This is a genomic window from Desulfobacteraceae bacterium (genome assembly GCA_022340425.1).
In the GTDB taxonomy this organism is placed as follows: Bacteria; Desulfobacterota; Desulfobacteria; order Desulfobacterales; family JAABRJ01; genus JAABRJ01.
In genome coordinates, this window is the sequence record JAJDNY010000052.1 from 1 (window position 1) to 21885 (window position 21885).

General features: G+C 58.5%; 36 protein-coding genes. 31 read left to right on the top strand and 5 right to left on the bottom strand.

Translation table 11 applies throughout. The features are described 5' to 3' along the window. The 30 genes from tuf to rplQ form a co-directional block, all read left to right on the top strand. Positions 1-142: elongation factor Tu (gene tuf / locus LJE63_04645; protein ID MCG6905892.1), on the top strand; the 142-nt coding region annotated here is incomplete at its 5' end. Positions 143-159: 17 nt separating this feature from the next. Next, a complete protein-coding gene (gene rpsJ, locus LJE63_04650; GenBank protein MCG6905893.1) occupies positions 160-471 on the top strand; it encodes a 30S ribosomal protein S10 in 312 nt (103 codons plus the stop codon). 18 nt (positions 472-489) lie between these two features. Next, positions 490-1122 (top strand): 50S ribosomal protein L3, encoded by a 633-nt coding sequence (rplC, locus tag LJE63_04655; protein MCG6905894.1) that lies wholly within the window; start codon positions 490-492, stop codon positions 1120-1122. Positions 1123-1207: 85 nt separating this feature from the next. Continuing rightward, entirely contained in the window at positions 1208-1828 is a 621-nt protein-coding gene (gene rplD / locus LJE63_04660; GenBank protein MCG6905895.1) for a 50S ribosomal protein L4, read from the top strand. Beyond that, entirely contained in the window at positions 1825-2112 is a 288-nt protein-coding gene (gene rplW, locus LJE63_04665) for a 50S ribosomal protein L23 (protein ID MCG6905896.1), read from the top strand. The genes rplD and rplW overlap by 4 nt, the downstream gene beginning before the upstream one ends. A 16-nt stretch (positions 2113-2128) precedes the next feature. Beyond that, positions 2129-2956 (top strand): 50S ribosomal protein L2, encoded by an 828-nt coding sequence (gene rplB / locus LJE63_04670; protein MCG6905897.1) that lies wholly within the window; start codon positions 2129-2131, stop codon positions 2954-2956. A gap of 15 nt (positions 2957-2971) precedes the next feature. After that, a complete protein-coding gene (gene rpsS / locus LJE63_04675) occupies positions 2972-3253 on the top strand; it encodes a 30S ribosomal protein S19 (GenBank protein ID MCG6905898.1) in 282 nt (93 codons plus the stop codon). A gap of 45 nt (positions 3254-3298) precedes the next feature. Further along, complete coding sequence (rplV, locus tag LJE63_04680; GenBank protein ID MCG6905899.1) at positions 3299-3637, top strand: 50S ribosomal protein L22; 339 nt, start codon at positions 3299-3301, stop codon at positions 3635-3637. Between the two features lie 17 nt (positions 3638-3654). After that, positions 3655-4308 (top strand): 30S ribosomal protein S3, encoded by a 654-nt coding sequence (gene rpsC, locus LJE63_04685; protein MCG6905900.1) that lies wholly within the window; start codon positions 3655-3657, stop codon positions 4306-4308. A 125-nt stretch (positions 4309-4433) separates the two neighbouring features. Further along, positions 4434-4847: a 50S ribosomal protein L16 gene (rplP, locus tag LJE63_04690; protein MCG6905901.1), complete on the top strand. Its 414-nt coding sequence runs from the start codon at positions 4434-4436 to the stop codon at positions 4845-4847. Then, on the top strand, positions 4847-5035 hold the full coding sequence (gene rpmC / locus LJE63_04695; protein ID MCG6905902.1) for a 50S ribosomal protein L29: 189 nt from the start codon (positions 4847-4849) through the stop codon (positions 5033-5035). Before rplP ends, rpmC begins: the two co-directional genes overlap by 1 nt. Positions 5036-5051: 16 nt before the next feature. Continuing rightward, positions 5052-5309, top strand: a complete 258-nt coding sequence (rpsQ, locus tag LJE63_04700) for a 30S ribosomal protein S17 (protein ID MCG6905903.1) — start codon at positions 5052-5054, stop codon at positions 5307-5309. Positions 5310-5326: 17 nt separating this feature from the next. After that, on the top strand, positions 5327-5695 hold the full coding sequence (gene rplN / locus LJE63_04705) for a 50S ribosomal protein L14 (protein ID MCG6905904.1): 369 nt from the start codon (positions 5327-5329) through the stop codon (positions 5693-5695). A gap of 35 nt (positions 5696-5730) precedes the next feature. Beyond that, positions 5731-6054, top strand: coding sequence for a 50S ribosomal protein L24 (gene rplX, locus LJE63_04710; protein ID MCG6905905.1), 324 nt, complete (start codon positions 5731-5733; stop codon positions 6052-6054). Positions 6055-6089: 35 nt separating this feature from the next. Next, positions 6090-6629, top strand: coding sequence for a 50S ribosomal protein L5 (gene rplE, locus LJE63_04715; protein ID MCG6905906.1), 540 nt, complete (start codon positions 6090-6092; stop codon positions 6627-6629). A 66-nt stretch (positions 6630-6695) separates the two neighbouring features. After that, positions 6696-6881, top strand: coding sequence for a type Z 30S ribosomal protein S14 (locus LJE63_04720; protein ID MCG6905907.1), 186 nt, complete (start codon positions 6696-6698; stop codon positions 6879-6881). 66 nt (positions 6882-6947) lie between these two features. After that, positions 6948-7346 (top strand): 30S ribosomal protein S8, encoded by a 399-nt coding sequence (gene rpsH / locus LJE63_04725; protein ID MCG6905908.1) that lies wholly within the window; start codon positions 6948-6950, stop codon positions 7344-7346. Between the two features lie 165 nt (positions 7347-7511). Next, complete coding sequence (gene rplF, locus LJE63_04730; protein ID MCG6905909.1) at positions 7512-8051, top strand: 50S ribosomal protein L6; 540 nt, start codon at positions 7512-7514, stop codon at positions 8049-8051. 49 nt (positions 8052-8100) lie between these two features. Next, positions 8101-8469 (top strand): 50S ribosomal protein L18, encoded by a 369-nt coding sequence (rplR, locus tag LJE63_04735; GenBank protein ID MCG6905910.1) that lies wholly within the window; start codon positions 8101-8103, stop codon positions 8467-8469. Positions 8470-8486: 17 nt separating this feature from the next. Further along, the gene (gene rpsE / locus LJE63_04740) at positions 8487-8984 is read left to right on the top strand and encodes a 30S ribosomal protein S5 (GenBank protein ID MCG6905911.1); all 498 of its coding nucleotides are present in this window, start codon (positions 8487-8489) and stop codon (positions 8982-8984) included. A gap of 12 nt (positions 8985-8996) precedes the next feature. Then, positions 8997-9182, top strand: coding sequence for a 50S ribosomal protein L30 (gene rpmD / locus LJE63_04745; protein ID MCG6905912.1), 186 nt, complete (start codon positions 8997-8999; stop codon positions 9180-9182). Then, a complete protein-coding gene (gene rplO / locus LJE63_04750) occupies positions 9179-9619 on the top strand; it encodes a 50S ribosomal protein L15 (GenBank protein ID MCG6905913.1) in 441 nt (146 codons plus the stop codon). The genes rpmD and rplO overlap by 4 nt, the downstream gene beginning before the upstream one ends. Before the next feature lies 1 nt (position 9620). Beyond that, the gene (gene secY / locus LJE63_04755) at positions 9621-10937 is read left to right on the top strand and encodes a preprotein translocase subunit SecY (protein MCG6905914.1); all 1317 of its coding nucleotides are present in this window, start codon (positions 9621-9623) and stop codon (positions 10935-10937) included. 215 nt (positions 10938-11152) lie between these two features. Next, complete coding sequence (gene infA, locus LJE63_04760) at positions 11153-11371, top strand: translation initiation factor IF-1 (protein MCG6905915.1); 219 nt, start codon at positions 11153-11155, stop codon at positions 11369-11371. Positions 11372-11451: 80 nt separating this feature from the next. After that, positions 11452-11565: a 50S ribosomal protein L36 gene (gene rpmJ / locus LJE63_04765; protein MCG6905916.1), complete on the top strand. Its 114-nt coding sequence runs from the start codon at positions 11452-11454 to the stop codon at positions 11563-11565. A gap of 13 nt (positions 11566-11578) precedes the next feature. After that, positions 11579-11959 (top strand): 30S ribosomal protein S13, encoded by a 381-nt coding sequence (rpsM, locus tag LJE63_04770; protein ID MCG6905917.1) that lies wholly within the window; start codon positions 11579-11581, stop codon positions 11957-11959. 26 nt (positions 11960-11985) lie between these two features. After that, positions 11986-12372, top strand: a complete 387-nt coding sequence (gene rpsK, locus LJE63_04775) for a 30S ribosomal protein S11 (GenBank protein ID MCG6905918.1) — start codon at positions 11986-11988, stop codon at positions 12370-12372. A gap of 115 nt (positions 12373-12487) precedes the next feature. After that, entirely contained in the window at positions 12488-13117 is a 630-nt protein-coding gene (gene rpsD / locus LJE63_04780; protein ID MCG6905919.1) for a 30S ribosomal protein S4, read from the top strand. A gap of 133 nt (positions 13118-13250) precedes the next feature. After that, complete coding sequence (locus LJE63_04785) at positions 13251-14246, top strand: DNA-directed RNA polymerase subunit alpha (GenBank protein MCG6905920.1); 996 nt, start codon at positions 13251-13253, stop codon at positions 14244-14246. Positions 14247-14254: 8 nt separating this feature from the next. After that, the gene (rplQ, locus tag LJE63_04790) at positions 14255-14818 is read left to right on the top strand and encodes a 50S ribosomal protein L17 (protein ID MCG6905921.1); all 564 of its coding nucleotides are present in this window, start codon (positions 14255-14257) and stop codon (positions 14816-14818) included. Positions 14819-14965: 147 nt separating this feature from the next. Here the strand turns inward: rplQ and LJE63_04795 are convergent, their stop codons facing one another. Then, positions 14966-16027 carry a sensor domain-containing diguanylate cyclase gene (locus tag LJE63_04795; GenBank protein MCG6905922.1) on the bottom strand — a complete coding sequence of 354 codons (1062 nt, stop codon included), beginning with the start codon at positions 16025-16027 and terminating at the stop codon, positions 14966-14968. Between the two features lie 36 nt (positions 16028-16063). Beyond that, entirely contained in the window at positions 16064-16849 is a 786-nt protein-coding gene (locus LJE63_04800) for an alpha/beta hydrolase (protein MCG6905923.1), read from the bottom strand. A 125-nt stretch (positions 16850-16974) separates the two neighbouring features. Between LJE63_04800 and hemW the strand changes: the two genes are divergently transcribed. After that, positions 16975-18162, top strand: coding sequence for a radical SAM family heme chaperone HemW (gene hemW, locus LJE63_04805; GenBank protein MCG6905924.1), 1188 nt, complete (start codon positions 16975-16977; stop codon positions 18160-18162). A gap of 165 nt (positions 18163-18327) precedes the next feature. Here the strand turns inward: hemW and LJE63_04810 are convergent, their stop codons facing one another. The 3 genes from LJE63_04810 to LJE63_04820 form a co-directional block, all read right to left on the bottom strand. Continuing rightward, positions 18328-19551, bottom strand: a complete 1224-nt coding sequence (locus tag LJE63_04810) for a DUF2333 family protein (protein ID MCG6905925.1) — start codon at positions 19549-19551, stop codon at positions 18328-18330. Between the two features lie 53 nt (positions 19552-19604). Further along, positions 19605-21512 (bottom strand): selenocysteine-specific translation elongation factor, encoded by a 1908-nt coding sequence (selB, locus tag LJE63_04815; GenBank protein MCG6905926.1) that lies wholly within the window; start codon positions 21510-21512, stop codon positions 19605-19607. A 181-nt stretch (positions 21513-21693) separates the two neighbouring features. Continuing rightward, on the bottom strand, positions 21694-21870 hold the full coding sequence (locus LJE63_04820; GenBank protein ID MCG6905927.1) for a hypothetical protein: 177 nt from the start codon (positions 21868-21870) through the stop codon (positions 21694-21696). Between the last annotated feature and the right edge of the window lie 15 nt (positions 21871-21885).

Sequence of the window (21885 nt, forward strand, 5' to 3'; positions counted from 1 at the left end):
GGAGATGGTGATGCCGGGGGACAACGTGACGATTTCAGCTGAGCTGATCACGCCGATCGCCATGGAAAAAGAGCTGCGGTTTGCGATCCGTGAAGGCGGCCGGACGGTCGGCGCCGGCGTGGTCGCCGAAATCTTCGAATAAAAAAGGCGGTTGTTATCATGATCATGAACACGAAAATCAGGATCAGGTTGAGAGCCTACGATCACAAGCTCCTCGACCAGTCGGCCACCGATATCGTCGACACGGCCCAAAAAACAGGCGCCAAGGTCGTGGGGCCGATCCCCCTGCCCACGCGGATCAACAAGTTTTGCGTGCTGCGCTCACCGCATGTCGACAAAAAGTCGCGCGAGCAGTTCGAAATGCGGACCCATAAGCGGCTGCTGGACATTCTCGAGCCGACGCAGCAGACTGTGGATGCGCTGATGAAGCTGGATCTCTCCCCAGGGGTTGATGTCGAGATTAAACTGTAGGATAGGGGCTTTATCGCCATGTGTAGAGGACTGTTAGGCAAAAAAATTGGGATGACGGGCGTCTTCGATGCCGAAGGCAATTTTGTGCCCGTGACGGTGGTCCAGACGGGCCCCTGCGTTGTAACCCAGATCAAAACCGAAACCACCGACGGCTACAACGCGCTCCAGCTGGCTTTCGAGGAGAAGCGCCAGAGCCGCACCAACAGGCCGCTGCAAGGGCATTTCCAGAAGGCCGGGGGGCAGTGCTTCCGGGTTTTGAGGGAGTTTTCGGTGGAAAAACCCGATGAGTTCAAGCTGGGTCAGGCGATCAGCACCGACCTTTTCGCGATCGGCGAAAAGGTCCATGTGGCGGGGCTCTCAAAGGGCCGCGGATTTGCCGGCGTCATGAAACGCCACGGTTTCGGCGGCGGCGGCCAGACCCATGGCTGCCACAGCAAGCGGATTCCCGGTTCCATCGGCTGCAGCGCCTGGCCTTCCAAGGTGGTCAAAGGCAAAAGATTGCCGGGGCATTACGGCGTCGAGCGCAAGACCGTCAAGAATCTTGAGATCGTCGATATCCGGCCGGAGCAAAACCTGATTCTGCTGAAAGGCGCCGTGCCGGGAGCCAAGTCCGGAATTATTGAAATCCAGAAAACGAAAACACGTCCTTAAAGATCGTTGGCAGCAGGGGGGGCGGGAGGCCGGCTGAGCCCGAAGGGATTCCCGGAAATGCCAGTGGTTTGAAATGAGGTATAGCATGCCTGTCTTAGATGTTCTCAATACAAGTGGTGAAAAGGTCTCCACGGTTGACCTCGCGGACAGCATCTTCGATGTCCCCGTCAAGTCCTCGGTGTTGCACGACGTGGTCACCATGCAGCTGGCCAACCGCCGGGCCGGGACAGCCGGGGTCAAACATCGCAGCGATGTTGTCGGCAGCGGGCGCAAACTTTTCAAGCAGAAGGGCACCGGTCGCGCGCGCCGCGGCGACATCAAATCGCCCTTGCTGAAAGGTGGCGGGTCCATTTTCGGTCCCAATCCGCGGTCTTACAGCTACAAGGTACCCAAAAAGGTCCGCAAGCTGGCCCTTAAAATGGCGTTGAGCAGCAAGTGCCAGGAAAAGCAACTGGTGGTGTTGGATCAGTTCGATCTCGAGGAGATTAAAACCAAAAGATTCGTGGAAGTGCTGAAGGGCCTCAACCTCGGCAAAACCCTGATCGTCACCGACGCTGAAAACCCGAATTTGGAGCTTTCCTCCAGAAACGTGCCGTCGGTCAAGGTCTTGCGCTGTGAGGGGCTCAACGTTTACGACGTGCTCAACTGCGCCACGCTGGTGCTGCTCGAGCCTTCCATCCAGGGCATCGAAAGGAGGCTCGCATGAATCCTTACGATATCGTCAAGCGCCCCCTTGACACCGAAAAAACGAACAAGCAAAAGGAGAATTACAATCAATTCTCCTTCGAAGTCGACCGGCGCGCCAATCGCATCGAAATCGGCAACGCCGTCGAAACCCTCTTCAACGTCAAGGTGGCCCAGGTCCGCACCATTCAGGTCAAGGGCAAGCGCAAACAGCGCGGCCGGATCATGGGCAAGCGCAAGGATTGGAAGAAGGCGATCGTCAAGCTGATGCCCGGGGAACGAATCGACTTTTTTGAAGGGGTATAGAGCGAGGAAATGAGCAATGGCTGTCAAGAAAGTTAAACCCACATCACCTGGACGGCGGTTTCAAGAATACGCCCCATTTGATGAAATCACCAAAACCACACCTGAAAAGGGCTTGCTGCGAAGCGCCAAAAAATCAGGCGGGCGCAACGTAAATGGCCGGATCACCGCGCGCCACCGCGGCGGCGGGCACAAGCGCCACTACCGGGTGATCGATTTCAAGCGCGACAAGATCGGCATTCCCGCCAAGGTCGCCGCCATTGAATACGACCCCAACCGTTCGGCGCGAATCGCCCTGCTGCACTATCGGGACGGTGAGAAGCGCTACATCCTGGCGCCGCTCAAGCTCGCGGTGGGCGAAACGGTGATGGCGGGGCCCGAGGCCGATATTAAGCCCGGCAACACGCTGCCGTTGAGCAACATCCCGCTGGGCACCCAGATCCACAATATCGAGCTCAAGCTTGGCAAGGGCGGGCAGATCGTCCGCAGCGCGGGCACCTTCGCCCAGCTGGTGGCCAAGGAAGACCGTTATGCCCTGGTGAAGCTGCCCTCCGGTGAGGTGCGCATGGTCCTGCTGAAATGCAAGGCTACCATCGGCCAGGTCAGCAATACCGAGCACGGCAATATCGCCCTGGGCAAAGCGGGCCGCAAGCGCTGGCTCGGCTGGCGGCCCAAAGTGCGCGGCGTGGCCATGAACCCGGTGGACCACCCCATGGGGGGCGGCGAGGGCCGTTCCTCCGGCGGCAGACACCCCTGCTCCCCCTGGGGCCAGAAATCCAAGGGCCACCGGACACGCACCAACAAGCGCAGTGACCGCTACATCGTTAAAAAGCGCACGAAAAAATAAGTTTTAGGAGACATCATGCCAAGGTCGCTAAAAAAAGGCCCCTATATTGAGCCGAAACTCATGCAGAAAGTCACGATCTCCCAGCAAACCCGCAGCAACAAGGTGATCAAGACCTGGTCGCGGCGCTCCACCATCATCCCCGAGATGGTGGGGATCACCCTGGCTGTTCACAACGGGAAAAAATTCGTTCCGGTTTTCGTGACCGAAAACATGGTGGGGCACAAATTGGGCGAATTCTCCCCGACGCGCACGTTCTATGGCCACGCTGGGGACAAAAAGTCCAGAGTCAAAAAATAAGGGCCGCATTTTCGCCCGAAAATATCAGAAAAGGGAATTACTGGCATGGAGGCTAGAGCAATTGCAAAATACGTTCGGATTTCTCCTTTGAAGGTCCGAAAGCTCGTGGGTGCCGTGAAGGGCAAACCGGTTGAGGCGGGCCTGAACATCCTGAAGTTCATGCCCCAGAAAGCCGCCGGGATCGTCGAAAAAACGATGCGCTCCGCCGTGGCCAATGCCGACCAGACCGGCGGTATGGATGTCGACGCGCTGGTGATTCGCAACATCATCGTCGATCAGGGACCGAGCCTGAAGCGTTTTCGGGCGCGGGCGCGGGGGCGAGGCGCCCGGATTCTCAAGCGAACCAGTCACATCACGGTCATTTTAGCCGAAGAAACGGCGTAAAGAAGGAGGTAAGGAGCTTGGGCCAGAAAGTTAATCCAATCGGTTTGAGATTGGGGATTATCAAGACCTGGGATTCGAGATGGTATGGCGGCAAGCGGTATGCCGATTACATCCTGGAAGATTTCAACATCCGTAAATTCCTGAAGAAACGGCTTCACCACGCGGGTGTTTCCAAGATTGAAATCGAGCGCTCTACCAAAAGGGTCCGACTCCGCATCTTTACGGCCAGGCCGGGAATCGTGATTGGTAAAAAGGGCTCCGAAATCGAGCTGTTGAAAAAGGAGCTGCAGAAATACACCGCCCAGGAAGTGCTGATTGATATCCAGGAGGTGCGCAAACCCGAGATCGACGCCCAGCTGGTGGCCGAAAACGTCGCCATGCAGATGGAGCGTCGGGTGGCCTTTCGCCGGGCCATGAAACGGGGGGTGACCTCGGCCATGCGCTTCGGTGCCCAGGGGGTCAAAATCATCTGCGCCGGGCGCCTTGGCGGCGCTGAAATGGCTCGCACCGAGTGGTATCGTGAAGGACGGGTACCGCTGCACACCCTGCGGGCGGACATCGATTACGGCTTTACGGAAGCGCGCACCACCTACGGCGCCATCGGTGTGAAGGTTTTCATCTTCAAGGGGGAGATCCTCAAGAAGGACCAGCCAGAACCGGAAGGCCGCTGAGCCCTCCGCCCGTCGCCGGACGCGGTTGCCCCACGTTGCAGACGGCGGCAGCCGAAATGGTCCGCGGCATCCGCACGAGAACAGGGCGCCGTCCAAGTTTAAGCCTGTGACAGGAGATCAAGGAAATGTTGATTCCCAAAAAAGTCAAGTTTCGTAAACAGCAGAAAGGTCGGATGAGGGGCACGGCCTACCGCGGGAGTGACCTCAATTTTGGGGAATTCGGTCTCCAGGCGGTGGAATGCGGCAAAATCAGTTCAAAACAGATTGAGGCTGCCCGTATTGCCATGACACGCCACGTCAAGCGCGGTGGAAAACTCTGGATTCGGATTTTCCCGGACAAACCCTTCACCAAAAAACCGGCCGAAGTCCGCATGGGCAAGGGCAAGGGCGCCCCTGAGGGATGGGTGGCGGTGATTCGCCCCGGGCGGATTCTCTACGAGATGACGGGCGTTACCCCCGAACTGGCCAAGGAGGCGCTGCGCCTGGCCTCGCACAAGCTGCCGGTCAAAACAAGATTCATCCAGAGGAGCGACGTCTAATGAAAGCGTCCGAGATTAGGGATATGAGCCAGGAGGAGCAGTTCCGCCGGCTTTCCGAGCTGAAGGAGACCCTGTTTACCCTTCGGTTTCAGAGCGAAAGCGGCCAGCTTGAAAACTCCGCCAAGCTGAAACAGACCCGGCGCGATATCGCACGGCTGAAGACGATCATTATTGAACAAAATAAATAAAAGAATAGTGGCTGCCATGAAAAACCGAGGATTGAAAAGACAGCTGGTCGGCAAGGTTGTCAGCGATAAAATGGATAAAACTGTGGTCGTCCTGGTCGAGAGATTGGTAAAGCATCGGCTCTACAAAAAATTCATCCGTCGGCGGACCAAGTTTGCTGCTCACGACGAGGCCAATTCCTGCCAGACCGGAGACAAGGTCGTCATTACCGAATCCCGCCCGCTGAGCAGGACCAAAAGATGGCGTGTCAGCAAAATCGTTGAGAAAGCCGTTTAGGTCGAAGGGATAAAAAAATGATTCAGGCGGAAACGAGACTAACGGTAGCGGACAATTCCGGGGCCAAGGTGCTGAGTTGCATCAAGGTCTTGGGCGGCTCCCGAAGAAGATATGCGAGCATTGGCGACATCATCGTCGTTTCGGTCAAGGAGGCGATCCCCAACGCCAAAGTCAAAAAGGGGGACGTCCTCAAAGCGGTCGTGGTCCGCACCAAGAAAGAGATTCGCCGCAACGACGGATCCTTCATCCGATTCGACGACAATTCGGCCGTTCTGGTCAATGCCCAAAAAGAGCCGATTGGAACCCGTATCTTTGGACCGGTGGCAAGAGAGCTCAGGGCCAAGCGCTACATGAAAATCATTTCGCTGGCCCCGGAAGTCATTTAAGCCGACCGGGCCCGTGGGAGAAGCAGGTTAACATCATGGAAAAATGTCGATTGAAAAAAGACGATAAAGTGAAGGTCATTGCCGGCAAGGACAAGGGAAAAATCGGCAAGGTTTTGCGCGTCAACAAGGACAAGCAGCGCGTCCTGGTGGAGAACATCAACCTTTTGAAGCACCACGTCAAACCCAGCGCCCAGAACCGTCAGGGCGGCATACTTGAAAAAGAGGCCCCGATTCAATGGTCCAACGTGATGCTGATGTGCAACAAGTGCGTGAAACCGTCGCGGATCAGAATGAAAACCCTCGAAGACGGTAAAAAAGTTCGTGCGTGCGTTAAATGCGGGGAGATCATCGACGCCTAACGTCTTTTTTCTGGATCGGGTTTCGGAGGAAGAGCATGTCGCAGTTGAAAGAAACATACCAAAAAGAAATGGTCCCGCAGCTCATGGAGACCTTGAAGCTCAAGAACCCCATGCAGGTCCCGCGGCTGGTGAAAATCGTGCTGAACGTCGGGATGGGGGAAGCCATCCATAACATGAAGCTGCTGGACTCGGCGGTGGAGGAGCTGGCCCTGATCTCCGGCCAAAAGCCGGTCATCACCCGCGCAAAAAAGTCCATCGCCGCCTTCAAGCTCCGGGAAGGTATGCCCATCGGCTGCATGGTGACCCTTCGGCGCGATCGGATGTACGACTTCATGAGCAAACTCGTCAATATCGCCCTGCCCCGCGTCCGTGATTTTCGCGGGATCTCCGGCAAGGCCTTCGACGGCCGCGGCAATTATTCCCTGGGCATTCGCGAGCAGATCATCTTCCCGGAAATCGATTACGATAAAATCGACAAGATCAACGGCTTGAACGTTTCCATCGTCACCAGCGCCAAGAGCGACCAGGAGGGCAAGGAACTCCTCAAGTTGATGGGTATGCCGTTTAAAAACTAGTCTCTGCAGCACAGTGCGCCGCCCCCGGCCGCCAAGGGCTGATGAAGGGGTTTCAAGGAGGAAATTTTGGCAAAAAAAGCATTAATGAACAAGTCCCAGGCGAAGCCGAAATTCAAAGTGCGGGCCTACAACCGCTGCCCGATGTGCGGCCGCCCACGCGCATACATCAGGAAATTCGGAATTTGCCGTATCTGCTTTCGAAACCTTGCCTCCGAGGGGCAGCTGCCGGGTGTTGTTAAATCCAGCTGGTAGACACCCGGCCGGCGCTTGCGAGCCTATCAAGACAAATCAAACCCAAGCAGGTAAACGGAGAACACAATGGCATCGAGCGATACAGTTGCGGACATGTTGACCCGCATCCGAAACGCCGGAAGGGCGAAATTCAACAGCGTCGATATCCCCGGCTCCAATTTGAAGATTGAAATGGCCAGGATTCTGAAAGACGAAGGCTATATCCGAAACTACAAGGTCATCAAAGACAACAAACAGGGAATACTTCGGGTTTACCTCAAATACACCGACGAGGGCGTCCACGCCATTTACGGCATCGAGCGGGTCAGTAAACCGAGCCGGCGCACCTATGCCAAGAGCACGGAGGTCAAACCGATGCTAAACGGTCTGGGTATGCGCATCCTGTCCACCTCCAAAGGGGTGATGAGCGACAAACAGGCCCGGCGGGAACATCTGGGCGGCGAGATTCTCTGCAACGTCTGGTAAAACGCGTTGGCGGCCTGAAATTCCGGGCTGTGTCCTTTTGAAAATCACGCGCGCCGTCCACATGGGCCCGCAGCCGCGCGCAGGCCGCCAACCGGAGCGATGGAAGCCGCAGCGTGTGGCGGCGCCGGCAATCAAGGCCGGTGGCAAAGAACAGAGGAGCAATTCATGTCACGAGTGGGCAAAAAACCGATTCCGATTCCCGAAAAAGTCGACGTCACTTTCACCGACCAGACGGTCACCGTCAAGGGCGCCAAGGGCACCCTCACCCGGACGGTGCATCCGGCCATGAAGCTTGAGGTCGCGGGCGGCAATCTGCATGTCGTGATGGCTGAAGACAGCCGCACCAACCAGGCTCTGCAGGGCTTGACCCGCAGCCTGGTGGCCAATATGGTGCACGGGACCCACCAGGGTTTCGAGCGCGTGCTGGAGATCAATGGGATCGGCTATCGGGCGGAAGTCAAGGGCAACAGCATCGTTCTTAACCTGGGATTCTCACATCCCATTGATTTCGAACTGCCTGCGGGCGTTTCCGCCACCGTCGACCGCAACACCATCATCAAGCTCTCCGGCATCGACAAGGAGTTGCTGGGACAGGCGGCTGCCTCCATCCGGCGCCTCAGGCCCCCGGAACCCTACAAGGGCAAAGGGATCAAGTATGCCGAGGAGTTCATTCAGCGCAAAGCCGGCAAAACTGGCACCAAATAGGTGCGGGCGAGATCGTAGACGGTTCTGAAGAGAAACGGGGAAAAGCGAAATGGGAGCGTTGGACAAAAAACGAAAAGCACGGCTGAAGAGAAAGGCCAGAATCCGCAAACGCATCAGCGGCACACCCGAACACCCGCGGCTGAGCGTGTTTCGCAGCGCCAAGCACATATACGCCCAGATCATCGACGACGTTGCCGGCCGAACCCTGGTGGCCGCCTCCAGTCTCGAAAAAGAGATCGGCGAAAACACTGAGCTCAAGGGCAAGACCAGCCGCGCCGCTCTTGTCGGAAAACTGGTGGCCCAGCGCGCGCTGGACCAGAACATCAAAAGCGTTGTCTTTGACCGCAACGGCTTTCTGTACCACGGCCGCGTCAAGGCTGTATCGGATGGCGCCCGTGAGGGCGGGCTGGATTTTTAACCTAAGGAGGAATACCCTTGTTCAAGCAAGATACAGATGAAAATCAGTTTATCGACAAGGTGGTCCACATCAGCCGGGTGGCCAAGGTCGTCAAGGGCGGTCGCAGATTCAGCTTCAGCGCCATCGTGGTTGTGGGCGACGGCGAGGGCAAGGTCGGATACGGTTTGGGCAAGGCCGGTGAGGTTCCCGAAGCAATTCGCAAGGGTGTTGAAAAAGCCAAGAAGAACATGATTCCGGTTCCGCTGATCGACGGCACGATCCCGTGCGAGGTCGTCGGAAAGTTCGGCGCCGGTCGGGTGATGCTCAAACCCGCTGCCGCGGGTACCGGGGTCATCGCCGGTGGCGCGGTGCGGGCGGTGCTCGAGGCCGTCGGGGTTCAGAACATCCTGACCAAGTGTTTAGGTTCCCACAACCCGCACAACGTTGTCAAAGCCACCATCGCCGGCCTGCAGCAAATTCAAAGCCGGGAACAGGTCGCAGCCCGCCGCGGCAAAAGCGTCGAAGAGCTGGCATGAGGAATAGAGGAAATGGCTGCTAAGATAAAGGTTACACTGGTCCGAAGCGTGGTCGGCCGACCCGAAAAGCATCGCAGGATCGTTCGCGGGCTCGGCCTGCGAAAAATGAACAAATCGGTCGAACTGGAAGACACGCCGTCCATCCGTGGCATGGTCAATCATATACCGCACCTGGTCAAAGTCGAGGAGATACAATGAAGCTTTCCGAACTTTCCCCTGCCGAAGGTTCCCGCAAGGCGCGCAAGCGACTGGGCCGAGGCGTCGGATCGGGATCGGGTAAAACCGCCGGCCGTGGCACCAAGGGGCAGAAAAGCCGCAGCGGCGGCGGGGTTCGCCCCGGCTTCGAAGGTGGGCAGATGCCCATTCACCGCCGACTCCCCAAAAAGGGATTTACCAATATTTTCAAGAAAAATTTCGCCGTCATCAACGTGCGCGATCTGACCAAATTCGAGCGCGGCAGCATCGTGGATGAGATGGCGGTCTACAAAAGCGGGCTGGTCAAAGGCAAAAGCGACGGCATCAAGCTGCTCGGGGCGGGCGATATCGACTTTCCGCTGACCATCAAGCTCAGCAAGGTAAGCCAAGGCGCCACGGACAAAATTACCGCTGCCGGTGGTAAGGTCGAGGTAAACTGATATGGTCGGGTCCGGCTTCCAGTCGATCTTCAAGATACCGGAGCTCAAGAAACGGATTTTATACACCCTTGGGCTCCTCTTGGTTTATCGGATCGGCGTCCACGTCCCGACCCCCGGTATCGATGCGGTGGCGCTGGCGTCTTTTTTCGAAAGGGCCCAGGGGACCCTGCTGGGCCTTTTCGACATGTTCTCCGGCGGCGCCCTGGAGCGGCTTTCCGTTTTCGCCCTGGGGATCATGCCCTACATCAGCGCCTCGATTATATTGCAGCTGCTGACCGTGGTGATTCCGCATCTCGAGCGGCTTTCCAAGGAGGGCCAGGCCGGGCGCAAAAAGATCACCCAGTACACCCGCTACGGCACCGTGGTGCTGAGCATCATCCAGGGCTTCGGCATCAGCATCGGGCTTGAGACCATGGCCGCCCCGGGCGGCGCCTCGGTGGTGATTAGCCCTGGTTGGGGCTTCCGGCTGATGACGGTCATGACCCTCACGGCCGGAACGGCTTTCATCATGTGGCTGGGGGAGCAGATCACCGAGCGCGGCATCGGCAACGGGATTTCTTTGATCATATTCGCCGGGATTGTGGCCGGCATCCCGTCTGCCACCGGCAACACCTTTCGGCTGGTGTCCACCGGTGAGATGGGGATTTTTCTGGTCATTCTCCTGCTGATCATGATGGTGGTGGTGGTCGGGGCGATCGTTTTCGTGGAGCAGGGGCAGCGCCGGATCCCGGTACAGTACGCCAAGCGGGTTGTCGGCCGGCGGATGTACGGCGGCCAAAGCACCCACCTGCCTCTCAAGATCAACACCTCCGGGGTTATTCCGCCGATCTTCGCCTCCTCGATCATCATGTTCCCGGCCACGATCGCCAGCTTCATCAACGTACCCTGGATGAAGACCGTGGCCGACGCGATGCACCCCGGGAATCTGATCTATAATTTGATATATGTTGGTTTTATCTTCTTTTTCTGCTACTTTTACACGGCGGTGACCTTCAACCCGGTTGACGTCGCCGACAACATGAAAAAATACGGCGGGTACATTCCCGGGATTCGCCCCGGCAAGCGCACGGCGGACTATATCGACAAGGTTCTTACCCGCATCACCTTGGGCGGCGCGATCTATGTGTCGGCCGTGTGTGTGTTGCCCTCTTTTCTGATTCAGAAATTCAACGTGCCGTTTTATTTCGGCGGCACGGCCCTCTTGATCGTTGTCGGGGTCGCCATCGATACGGTGGCCCAGATGGAGTCCCACATGCTCAGCCGCCATTACGAGGGATTTCTCAAGAAAGGCGGGATTCGCGGACGTGGGGGGCGTTAAATTTGACGGTTCCGCAAAAAGGCCAATTTCTGCGTTGCGCTGCATCTCGAAGTCGCTGCGGCTAACAGTAGTGCGCCTCACTTCTCGTGATTTGCGCGCCTTGAACTTGGCGCTTTTTTCGAAACCGTCTATATTGTGGCTTTACCGGTTCATCAAATTTACTGCGGTTTTTGGCCGCCTGGCGGAATATAGTTACTGATCGCGAAGAGGAATCAATGGCGAAAGAAGAACCGATCAAGGTCCAGGGCAAGGTGGTCGAAACGCTGCCGAATGCCATGTTCAAGGTCGAACTTGAAAATGGCCACCGGATACTGGCGCACATCTCCGGTAAGATGCGCATGCATTTTATTAAAATCCTGCCGGGCGACACCGTGAATGTGGAACTGTCCCCCTACGATTTGACCCGTGGCCGGATCACCTACCGATCCAAATAACGGCAGCCATTTTAACCGATCGATCTTTGCGCCGGCCCCCTTTGACCGGCGATGAACCCGATTGTAAAAGGAAGCGATCCATGAAAGTCAGATCATCCGTAAAGAAAATTTGCAGCAAGTGTAAAATTGTTCGCAGAAATGGCGTAGTTAGAATCATCTGCGAGAACAAACGCCACAAACAGCGTCAGGGATAGAGGAGGAGCGGCTTTGGCAAGAATTGCGGGCGTAGATTTGCCTAAAAACAAGCGGGTTGAGATTGGGTTGACTTACATCTACGGGATCGGTCGGACGACCTCGAAACAGATCCTGGAAAAGTTGAATATTCACCCCGACACAAAAACCGATGATTTGACGGAGTCCGAAGCCAATGACATTCGCAAGCTCATCGACGGCTTCAAGGTGGAAGGGGAACTGAGAACCGATGTCTCGATGAACATCAAGCGCCTGATGGACCTGGGCTGCTACCGCGGCCTGCGGCACCGCAAATCCCTGCCGGTCCATGGCCAGCGCACCAGCACAAACGCCCGGACGCGCAAAGGCCCGCGGCGTTCGGCGGTCAAGAAAAAGGGCGCAGCCAAGAAGAAATAATCATCTAACCCACAGGAACCAATCTCATGGCGAAAAGAACCCGAGTTAAGAAAAAAGAAAAAAAGAACATCCCCACCGGGGTTGTCCATATACAATCGACCTTCAACAATACCATCGTTTCCATCACCGACCCGGCCGGAAACGTTGTGGCCTGGTCCAGTTCGGGCGCCCAGGGGTTCAAGGGGTCCCGCAAAAGCACCCCCTTCGCCGCTCAGATGGCCGCCCAGGACGCTGTCCGCAAGGCCATGGAACACGGGATGAAAAACGTTGAAGTTTACGTCAAGGGGCCGGGCTCCGGACGCGAGTCGGCCCTGCGGTCGCTGCAGGCAGCCGGCTTCAACGTTCTGATGATCAAAGACGTGACGCCAATCCCCCACAACGGGTGCCGTCCGCCGAAACGTCGGAGAGTCTAAGGGACCCCCAAAATATCTTTTGGCGCTGGGGGCGGGGAGGCGAGAAGCGGCCGGTTTTCGGCCGCTCTCCATGGTGTCAGCCGCCGCCTGCTGTTGAACAAAGAAGGAGGAAGACTTGGCGCGATATACAGGCTCGGTTTGCCGCATCTGCAGACGTGAGAATTTGAAGCTTTTTTTGAAGGGTGATCGTTGTTATTCGGACAAGTGCGCTTTTGACCGGCGCAGTTATCCGCCCGGCCAGCACGGGCAGCGGCGTCGGGGCAAAACCTCGGATTACGGTGTGCAACTCCGCGAAAAACAAAAAGTCAAAAGGATGTATGGGTTGACTGAAAAACAGTTCCGACTGTTTTTCGAGCGGGCCGAGCGCAAAAAGGAGATCACCGGCACCAACTTGTTGGTGCAGTTGGAAACCCGTCTGGACAACGTGGCCTACCGCCTGGGTTTCGTCAATTCCCGCTCCCAGGGGCGCCAGCTGGTGAAGCACAACCATCTGCTGGTCAACGGGCAGAAGGTCAATATTCCCTCCTATCAGGTGAAGGCGGGCGACGTCGTCGAGGTCAAGGAAAAAAGCCGTAACATTCAGTCCATTTCAGACTCCCTCGCTGCGGTGGTCCGGAGGGGGGTTCCCCAGTGGTTGGAACTGGAAAAAGAAAACCTGAAAGGTACGGTCAAGAACCTTCCGGTTCGGGAAGATCTGACCATGCCGATCCAGGAACAGCTCATCGTCGAGCTTTACTCCAAGTAACCTGGACTAGCCGCTTCATCAGATCATATCTAGAGACGCACGTCTGTTTTCGGGTGACCAATCCCGGTTACGATGAGATATTTTCTGAAAAATAACTGGAGAATTTGAAATGTCATCTAACGGACTCATGCATATGAACTGGCGCGGGATGATCAGGCCGGATCGGCTTCACTCCGAGAGCACAGCGTCTTACGGCAAGTTTGTCTGCGAGCCCCTTGAAAGGGGTTTCGGGATTACCTGCGGCAATGCCCTGCGGCGGATTATCCTCTCGTCCCTTTACGGCGCTGCCATCACCTCGGTCAAATTCGAAGGCGTGATGCACGAATTCAGCGTCGTCCCCGGGGTCCTCGAAGATGTCTCGGAGATCATCCTCAACCTGAAGCAGGTCAGACTCAAAGTCTCCGACTCCGAGCCGAAAACCGTGACCATCGTTCGCAAGGGCGAAGGCCCGGTGACCGCCGGCGACATCGCCAGCGGCGACGGCCGGGTTGCCGTGCTCAACCCCGAGCAGCACATAGCCACCCTCACCTCGGAGGCCGAGCTGAACATGACCATGACGGTCAAGGTCGGCAAGGGCTACTCCCTGGCCGAAAACAACAAGGACGAAGACGACCCGGTGGGCACCATCGCCATCGATGCCGTCTTTTCGCCCATCAAACGGGTCAACTACGTGGTGGGCAACGCACGCGTGGGGCAGCGCACCGATTATGACAAGCTGACCCTGGAGGTCTGGACAGACGGCAGCGTGCAGCCCGAGGATGCGGTGGCCTATGCCGCCAAAATTCTCAAAGACCAGATGACCACCTTCATCAACTTTGATGAAGAGGCCGAACCGGACAAGGACAGAGGCGCCGATCGCGGTTCCGAACCGCAGTTCAACGAAAACCTATACCGCAGCGTCGAAGAACTCGAGCTTTCCGTTCGCAGTGCCAATTGCCTGAAGAACGCCAACATTCTCAAGATCTTTCAACTGGTGCAGAAAACCGAAAACGAAATGCTCAAGACCAAAAATTTCGGTCGTAAATCCCTCAACGAGATTAAGGAAGTCTTGAGTGAAATGGGCCTTTCTCTGGGAATGAAGCTCGATGGGTTCATGCCTCCCGAGGAAGAGGCGGAGGAAGGGGAGTAGATTATCCGATGAGACATCAAAAAGCAGGCGTCAAGTTGGGCCGTAGCAGCAGCCACCGGGATGCCATGTTCCGCAACATGGTGACCTCGCTGCTGAAGCACGATCGCATCCGCACCACCGATGTCAAGGCCAAGGAGCTCAAACGGTGGGCCGACCACATCGTCACCCTGGCCAAGCGCGGTGATCTGCATGCGCGCCGCCAGGCCATGGCCATCGTGCGCGAAAAAAACGTCGTGCATCAACTCTTTGAAACCGCCCAGGCGCGCTTCGGGGCGCTGGCCGGGGGGTATACGCGGGTCGTCAAAATCGGCCGCAGACCCGGCGATGCGGCCCTGATCTCCCTGGTAGAACTGGTGGGCGAAGGGGCCGGCAAAAGGCCCAAGAAGAAAAAAATGCCGCCGGCACCTGAAAAGCCGAAAACCGCCGAGAAACCCGAGGAGGCGCCTGAGGCCGCAGCCAAACCCGAAACGCCTGCGGTTTCAGTGGCGCCGGCCGCCGAGCCGGTCGCTGAAGAGGGCGCCGGTGAGGCCGCCCCGGAAACCGATCCGAAGCCGGGCGCAACCGAAAAGTAGGGGGCGGCCGGTCAGGGGGCGTTCAAGCGCGCTTTCCGCTTGCAATTATTCCTTTCCGGGTCTTCAGGACGCGTTCCCAAGGCTCTGCCGCACTTTGTGCCGGCAGGGCCTTTTTTTCGTTCCACCGGCTGCTGAAAAACGCCCTTTTCAGGGCGGCCGTTCGTTTTTGCGGCGTTTTTTGGGGGTCGCCTTAAGGCGCGCTTTCGCCTCGTAGAGCCGCTCGTCGGCGGCCTTCAGAAGGGCGGCCGGGTCCCGCAAAAGCGGGTCGCGGGTGCAGGCCACGCCGTAGCTGATGGTGCAGGTGATCTTTTTTGGGCCCACTTTCAGCGGCGTATCCTTCAGATAGGTGCAGACGCGCCCCATCAGATGCTCGGCGTTTTCGGCCGTGGTCTCCGGCAGGATCAGGACGAACTCGTCCCCGGCGAAGCGGGCCACCACGTCCGAATCGCGACTCATTTTGACCAGGTTGCTTCCCAGAAACTGCAGCATGTCATCGCCGCAGTCGTGGCCATAGGTGTCGTTGACCGCCTTGAAATCGTTCAGGTCGATGAAGACCACCGACAGGGGGCTCTTGTAGCGGCGGGCGCGGTTGAATTCGCGCTGCAAAACCGTTTCCATCACGCGACGGTTGAGAAGACCGGTAAGCGGGTCGTGAAAGGCCATGTAGCGGAGCTTTTCATGGGCGGTCACATTCGACAGGCACAGGGAAACCTTAACGGCCAGTTGCTCCAGGAGGCTGGTGTCGATTCCCGGTGAAAACCGCTCGGGCGAGAAATCCGCCTGGTTGAGGCTGCCGATGATCTCCCCGTCCAAGGAAAGCGGGGCCATGGCCATGGATTTGATAAAATACTTTTTCTTCCGCGGCAGGAGCTTGAAATAGGGCTTGAGGTTTTCATTGACCAGCACCGGGGTCATGGTGCTACCCACCAGATCGCGGAAGCTCTGGCGGTCGATGACGCTCATGCGCTCCCGCAACATTTCCGAGCTTGCCAGGGAGGAAATCAGGCTCTGCAGGTCGCTGTTTTCGATCATTGAGATCCAGACGTAGGGAATCTTGAAGCGTTCGCGGATTTCGGTCAGCAGGACCTCGAAGAGATCGCGGAATTTCAGAATGGAAAGGATGGCGGTTTCGACGGCCGCAAATTTACGGGCGATTTCCTCGTTTTCCTGGAGGCGGTGTAAGAGGGCGTTGAGGTCGATGTCTTTCATGGCGCAAGAGGGGGCAGGCGGCCGTCAGCCCGGTTTTCAGCACTCCAGGTTTTGGATGAAGGGCACCATTTCGGCCAGAGCCGCTTCGGTTGCCTGGAAGTGGGGTATGTGCCCACAGTCGGGCAGCAGGGCCACCTTCGTGGGGCCCGAGACGCCGGCGGCGATGCGCCTTACCTGATCCGCGGTGGCGTATTCATCATCGCGTCCTTGAAGAATCAACAGCGGGCAGGTCACCCGGGGCAGATAGACCTCGATATTCCACGGTTGAAAATCCGCCGCCAGCCAGGTGTCGGCCCAACGGCGAAAGACGCTCTCGGTATTGTCCCCGTGATAAAAGGCCAGGCGGGTTTTCAAGTCGGTGCTTGCGTAGGCCGCCACGGTGCGGCGAATTCCCGCCAGGGTGACCTCCTCCACCAGCACGTGGGCGGCCTCGGTGACCGCCGCGCAAACCCGGCTGCGGTGCAAGGCCGCCGTCAGCAAGGCGATGGAACCGCCGTCACTGTGTCCCACCAGAACGGCGCGATCGATGCCGCAGACATCCAGGACTTCCGGCAGAAAAATGCCGGCCTCCTGAACCAGGTAATCGTAGGGCCAACGCCCGCTTAAAGTATCTGAGCTGCCATAACCGCGGCGGTCATAGAGCAGCCCGGCCCTGCCCGTCAAGGCGCAAAGGCGCTGGGGGAAATCCCGCCACATTTCGATGCATCCCAAACCTTCGTGGAGAAAGACCAGCGGGGCTTTGGCGTTTCCGGGGGCGGATGGCAGCTGCCGGATGCGAATCCGCCAGCCGGCGGCCTGGATGTGGCGAGGCGGAAGGTCCATCTGGGGTCCCTGTTGCGCGCGTGTCACCAGTGGGTTTGCAACCTATTATAATCCGGAATGATAGTCAAGATGGGGGCGTCCGCAAGGAGAACCGCCGAGCGGACGGTCTGCAACGGGAGGCGCTGATGTCCGCAACCGCGCCGCGGCTGCCGGCCGGGTCGATCCAGCCAGCCGGCCTCTATGTCCATGTCCCCTTTTGCCTGCAGAAATGTGCCTACTGCGACTTCTACTCGGTAACCGATCTTTCCCGGCGGGCTGATTACCTGGGCGCCCTGCGCCGGGAGATGAAACTGGTTGCGGCCCGCGGGCTGATCTTCGACTCACTTTACATCGGCGGCGGCACGCCCTCGCTGCTTGCGCCCGCGGAGGTGGCGGCGGTTTTAGCGGCCGCCCAAGAAGCGTTTGCCTGGCGCGAAGATGTGGAGATCACCCTCGAGGCCAACCCCTGCAGCCTGACCCCCGAAGGGCTGGCAGGCTACCTGCAAGCGGGGGTCAACCGGCTTCAGATCGGTGTTCAGTCCTTCCAGGATGACCATCTGGCGTGGCTCGGCCGGCTGCACGGCGCCGCGGCGGCGCGCCAGGCCGTAAAGTGGGCACGCGCCGCGGGCTTCGAAAACGTCGGCCTGGATCTTATCTTCGGTATTCCCGGCCAGTCTTGGGAGAACTGGCGCGCCGACCTGGAACAGGCGGCAGCCTTGGAAGTCGCCCACATCTCCTGCTACATGCTGAGCTTTGAACCGGGGACCCCCCTGGACCGGCGCCGTCAAGAAGGCAAGCTCCGGCCGGCAACCGCGGAGGCGATAAGCCGGCTCTACGAACTGGCGGTCGCCTTTCTGGCGTCCCATGGCTACGCGCAATACGAGGTCTCCAATTTCGCGCGTTCCCAAGAAAAGACCGCCCAGCGCTGGCGCTCCCGGCACAATCAGAAATACTGGTCCGGCGCCCCCTACATCGGTCTGGGGCCCGCTGCCCATTCGTTTGTCGGCCGGCAGCGCTGCTGGAACCACCGCAGCCTCAGGCGCTACCTGGGCGCTGTGGCGGCGGGACGGCAGCCCGTGGCCGGTCGGGAGACCCTGAGTCCTCTTCAACGGCAAATCGAGGCGATCTACACGGGGTTGCGCACCAATGCGGGGATCGATCTTGCCCGCTACAACAAGGCTTATTCTCCCCCGTTTGAAAAACACTTCGCTGCGCTTTTGAGCCGGCTTGCCCAGGCCGGGCTGGCAGTCCCCGGCCCCCGGCGTTGCGCTCTGACCCCGCGCGGTATGCTGCTGCTGGACAGCATCGCGGAGCAGTTCGTTTCCCTTTTGTGACCGCAGGGCGCGCAGCCTCCGGTGCGCTGCGAGGCCGGCAGCATGCGCGGCCATACCAAGGCAGGGGCGGTCAGACGGGTGGACTTTTTGGCGGTCACCCTCCAAACAAAACGGGCAACTGCGCTTGCTCAGCTGCCCGATGGTGAGCTCCGGCGGCCGCCGGGCTCAGGTGGACAGGGTCTTGACCAGCACCCCGAGGTAGAAGCGGGCGTGGCTGATGGGGGCCGCCAGGTTGGCGCGGTGGTTGGACAGGATCCCGTCCAGCTTGCTGTCGGTGATGATCCAAGGTTTTATTTTGGTGGCATAGTGGCACCATTCGATAGCGTGGTGCAGGATTTCGGTGGCGCGTCGGGCTTCCATGGTTCTGAGGTACTCCTCGTGAATCGCCTCCAGCATGACCGCCATGGCGCTGGCTACCCCTTGGGTGTAGTAGAAGTAGTTGTCGGCATCGAAAAAGCTCACCGGATCGCCGCCCTTTTCCTCAAATTTGACCAGGTTTTCATCGCAACTGCCCAGCAGGTCCTCAAAGGCCGCCAACAGCGGGATCAGGTTGTCGGTGCGGGTGTAGAAGGTGGCCTTGCCCTTTTCCAGTTTTGCCCTGTATTTCCGCAGATCGTCCAGGGCCTCATTGTACTTGGACTCGGGCGAGGGAAACCAGTACCCGTCGGCCTTGATCATGAGCCAGTTCATGGCGTTTTCAAGATCCGGGTCAAACGCCGCGGTGGAACCCGTGCGCGAGATGCGCTCGGTGAGGGTTGTGACCGCACGGCGGGTGACCTCCAGGACCCCCAGCTGAAAATTGTTGACGTTGTCGGTGAGGTTGATGATGTCGTTGGGCCGCCAGCCCCAAAAACGATCGTTGAGCTCGTAGTCCAGGGGAGCGATGATGGCATCCACGAACAAGACCCCGGGGGGCAGGTCGTTTTCCTCGTCCGCAGCGCCCAACCCGTGGGGCGCCGCCGCTTTGATGCTTGCATCGTGGTCCGTTTTGGGGGGCAGGCTCTTGGGTATTTTGGTTGTTTCGTGAGGTACTGCGGGCGCAGGGGTGTGGGTTTCAGCGGACGACGCGATTTTTTTCTCGCTTGCCGCAGGCGCAAGGGGGGCTTCATGACTTACGGCGGCTTCCCCCGAAGTGTGGCTTTTGGCGGCTGTGGTTTCATGTCCGGTCTTGGCCGGGGCTGTCACATGGGTGGCCGTTTGCCCATGGGCGTCAGGCCGGGTGGTATCGCCGAGGGTTTCGGCGCCAGTTGCAACAGTACCCTGGGAGTGTTTTGCGGTGGGCGGGGCTTCAAAAGACCCCAAAAATGTTCCCAGACCCCACAACACCACCCCCAGTATGAGAATGCCCAAAAAAATCCGTTTGGCGGCGAAGCTTTTGAATGGATCCATTTTACCCCTCAGCGTGGCCGTAGAGCCCCCAAATATCGTTGCAAAAAAACGGGTTACCCTTTTCTGAGCTTGCGGATATCGCCGATTCGAATCGTCACGTTCTTGGTGTCGAAATATTCAATTAAAGGTATCACATATTTACGGGAGGCGCCAGTCATATCCTTGAACTGCGGGGTCGAGATTTCGCCTTCCTGGTTGAGGAAGGCCACCAGTCTCTCCTTCAACCGCTCAAGGTTGCGGGTGTGGTAGTAGAGATCCTCCTTGACCTTGACCAGGGTGCCTTCATCCACTAGCAGGGTGAGTACATCGCGCGCCTGGGTCGGTGTGACGTTCAGACTCTGGGCGATCTCTTTGAAATAGGGGGGCTGAAGATCGCTTTCCATGTAGATGTCCAGCAGTTTCTGGCGGACGCCGGCCTGGTCGATCCCCAGTGAAACCGTGTGATCCGCCAGCCGCACGGTTTCCTCGGCCTGGGCGATTTCATCGTCGCGCAGCATCTGGTTCAGCAGCAGGGTGAACAGCTTGGGGCTCAGGCGGGGGAATTTGGATTTGAGCTCCTCCTTGGGCATCCCGGCCTTGAGCGGGTTTTTCTGGTGGTAGCGCTCCAGCTGCCCCAGGGCCTCGGACTTCAGCTTCTCATAGGTCGCCTGGTGGATGAAAAGCCGGGTTTCCTTGTCCACCTGGATCACGGCGCGCGCGGAAAGCTGGGCCTGCAATAGGGTGTTGAGCTGCTTGTCGGGGAGGTTGGTCATCAGTTTGAGGTCGGCAAAGGAGACCCCTTCATAGCCGGCGGCCTCGATGAGATAGGCCAGCACCTCGGCAGGGTCGGCGCTCATCATCCGGTGCAGGCCTTCGATCACCTCGGGCCGCAGACGCTTGTGCTTGTGGGGGATGGGGTTGACGATGTGGCCCCCGCCGATGGTGCGCACCGGGGAGTAGCTGCGCACCACGTAGCGGTCGTCGCGCACCCCGGTCACCGGTTCGTCCAGGCGCAGCTGGGCCACGGTGTCCTCGCCGGGGGCCAACTCGTCCCGGTCCAACAGGATGAGGTTGCCCAGCACCTCGCTCGTGCCGGCGTGAAAACGCACCCGGGTTCTGGCCTTCAACGGCTTTTCGTTGCTCTCCAGAAAGTGCAGCGCCACGTCCAGCATATAGGTGGGCTTCAGGGCGCCCGGTGTGGAAACCACGTCACCGCGGTTTACCGCGGCCTTGTCCAGACCTTGAAAGTTGATGGCCGTGCGCATCCCGGCGCGGGCCTCGTTGACGCTGGCGTTGTGGACCTGGATGCCGCGGACCTTGGAGGTGATCATCGACGGGTAGATCATGATGGTCTCGCTCACCCGCACACTTCCCGAAACCAGCGTGCCGGTGATGACGGTGCCGAAACCTTTCATGCTGAAGACCCGGTCCGCCGGCAGCCTGAAAAGGCCGGTGGAGGAGCGGTCGGGCACCCTTGTGGCGATTTCGTCCAGGGTCTTGATGAATTCCGGCAGCCCCTTGCCCGTAACCGCGGAAACCGGCACCACCGGGGCGCCTTCCAGAAAGGTGCCCTCGGCGAACTCCATGATGTCCTCTTGGGCGAGTTCCAGCCACTCCTCGTCCACCATGTCGATCTTGGTCAGCGCGATGAAGCCGTGGCGGATCCCCAGGAGCGTGCAGATCTCCATGTGTTCGCGGGTCTGGGGCATCACCCCCTCGTCGGCCGCGATCACCATCACCACGATGTCGATGCCGGTGGCGCCGGCCACCATGTTCTTGATGAACTTTTCGTGCCCCGGGACATCGACGACCCCCACGTGCTGGCCGCTGGGCAGGTCGAGCGATGCGAACCCCAGCTCGATGGTGATGCCCCGCAGCTTCTCCTCTTTGAGGCGGTCGGTGTCGGTTCCGGTAAGGGCTTTGATCAGGCTGGTTTTACCGTGATCGATGTGTCCCGCGGTGCCCAGGATAATCTGTTTCAATGCGAACGTTCCCCTCTCTGATCTGATGGGAGTTTTCGGAAAAAGCCCGGCCTTGGGATGTTGCGGTGGCCAGATTGGGCTCACGAAGCCGCCGCCCCGGTGGGATGCGGTGGTTCCGGGCGCCAACCGCAGCCAGCACACCGCGCGGCCCAGGGCAGGCGGGCGGGGGAGGGCGCAGCTGTTACAATCTGGGTGGGCGGCCTCGCAGGTAGTCCAGGAAATAGGCCATACCCATGAAAAAAAGCCCCAGACCGACGGTAAACGACAGGTGGAATTCGGGGTAAAACGTGCGCGTCAGCACCACCGCCAAAACGGCGCTCATGATCAATCGTAGCAGAAAACCATAAAATTTGGTCATGGGGTGTATCCATTC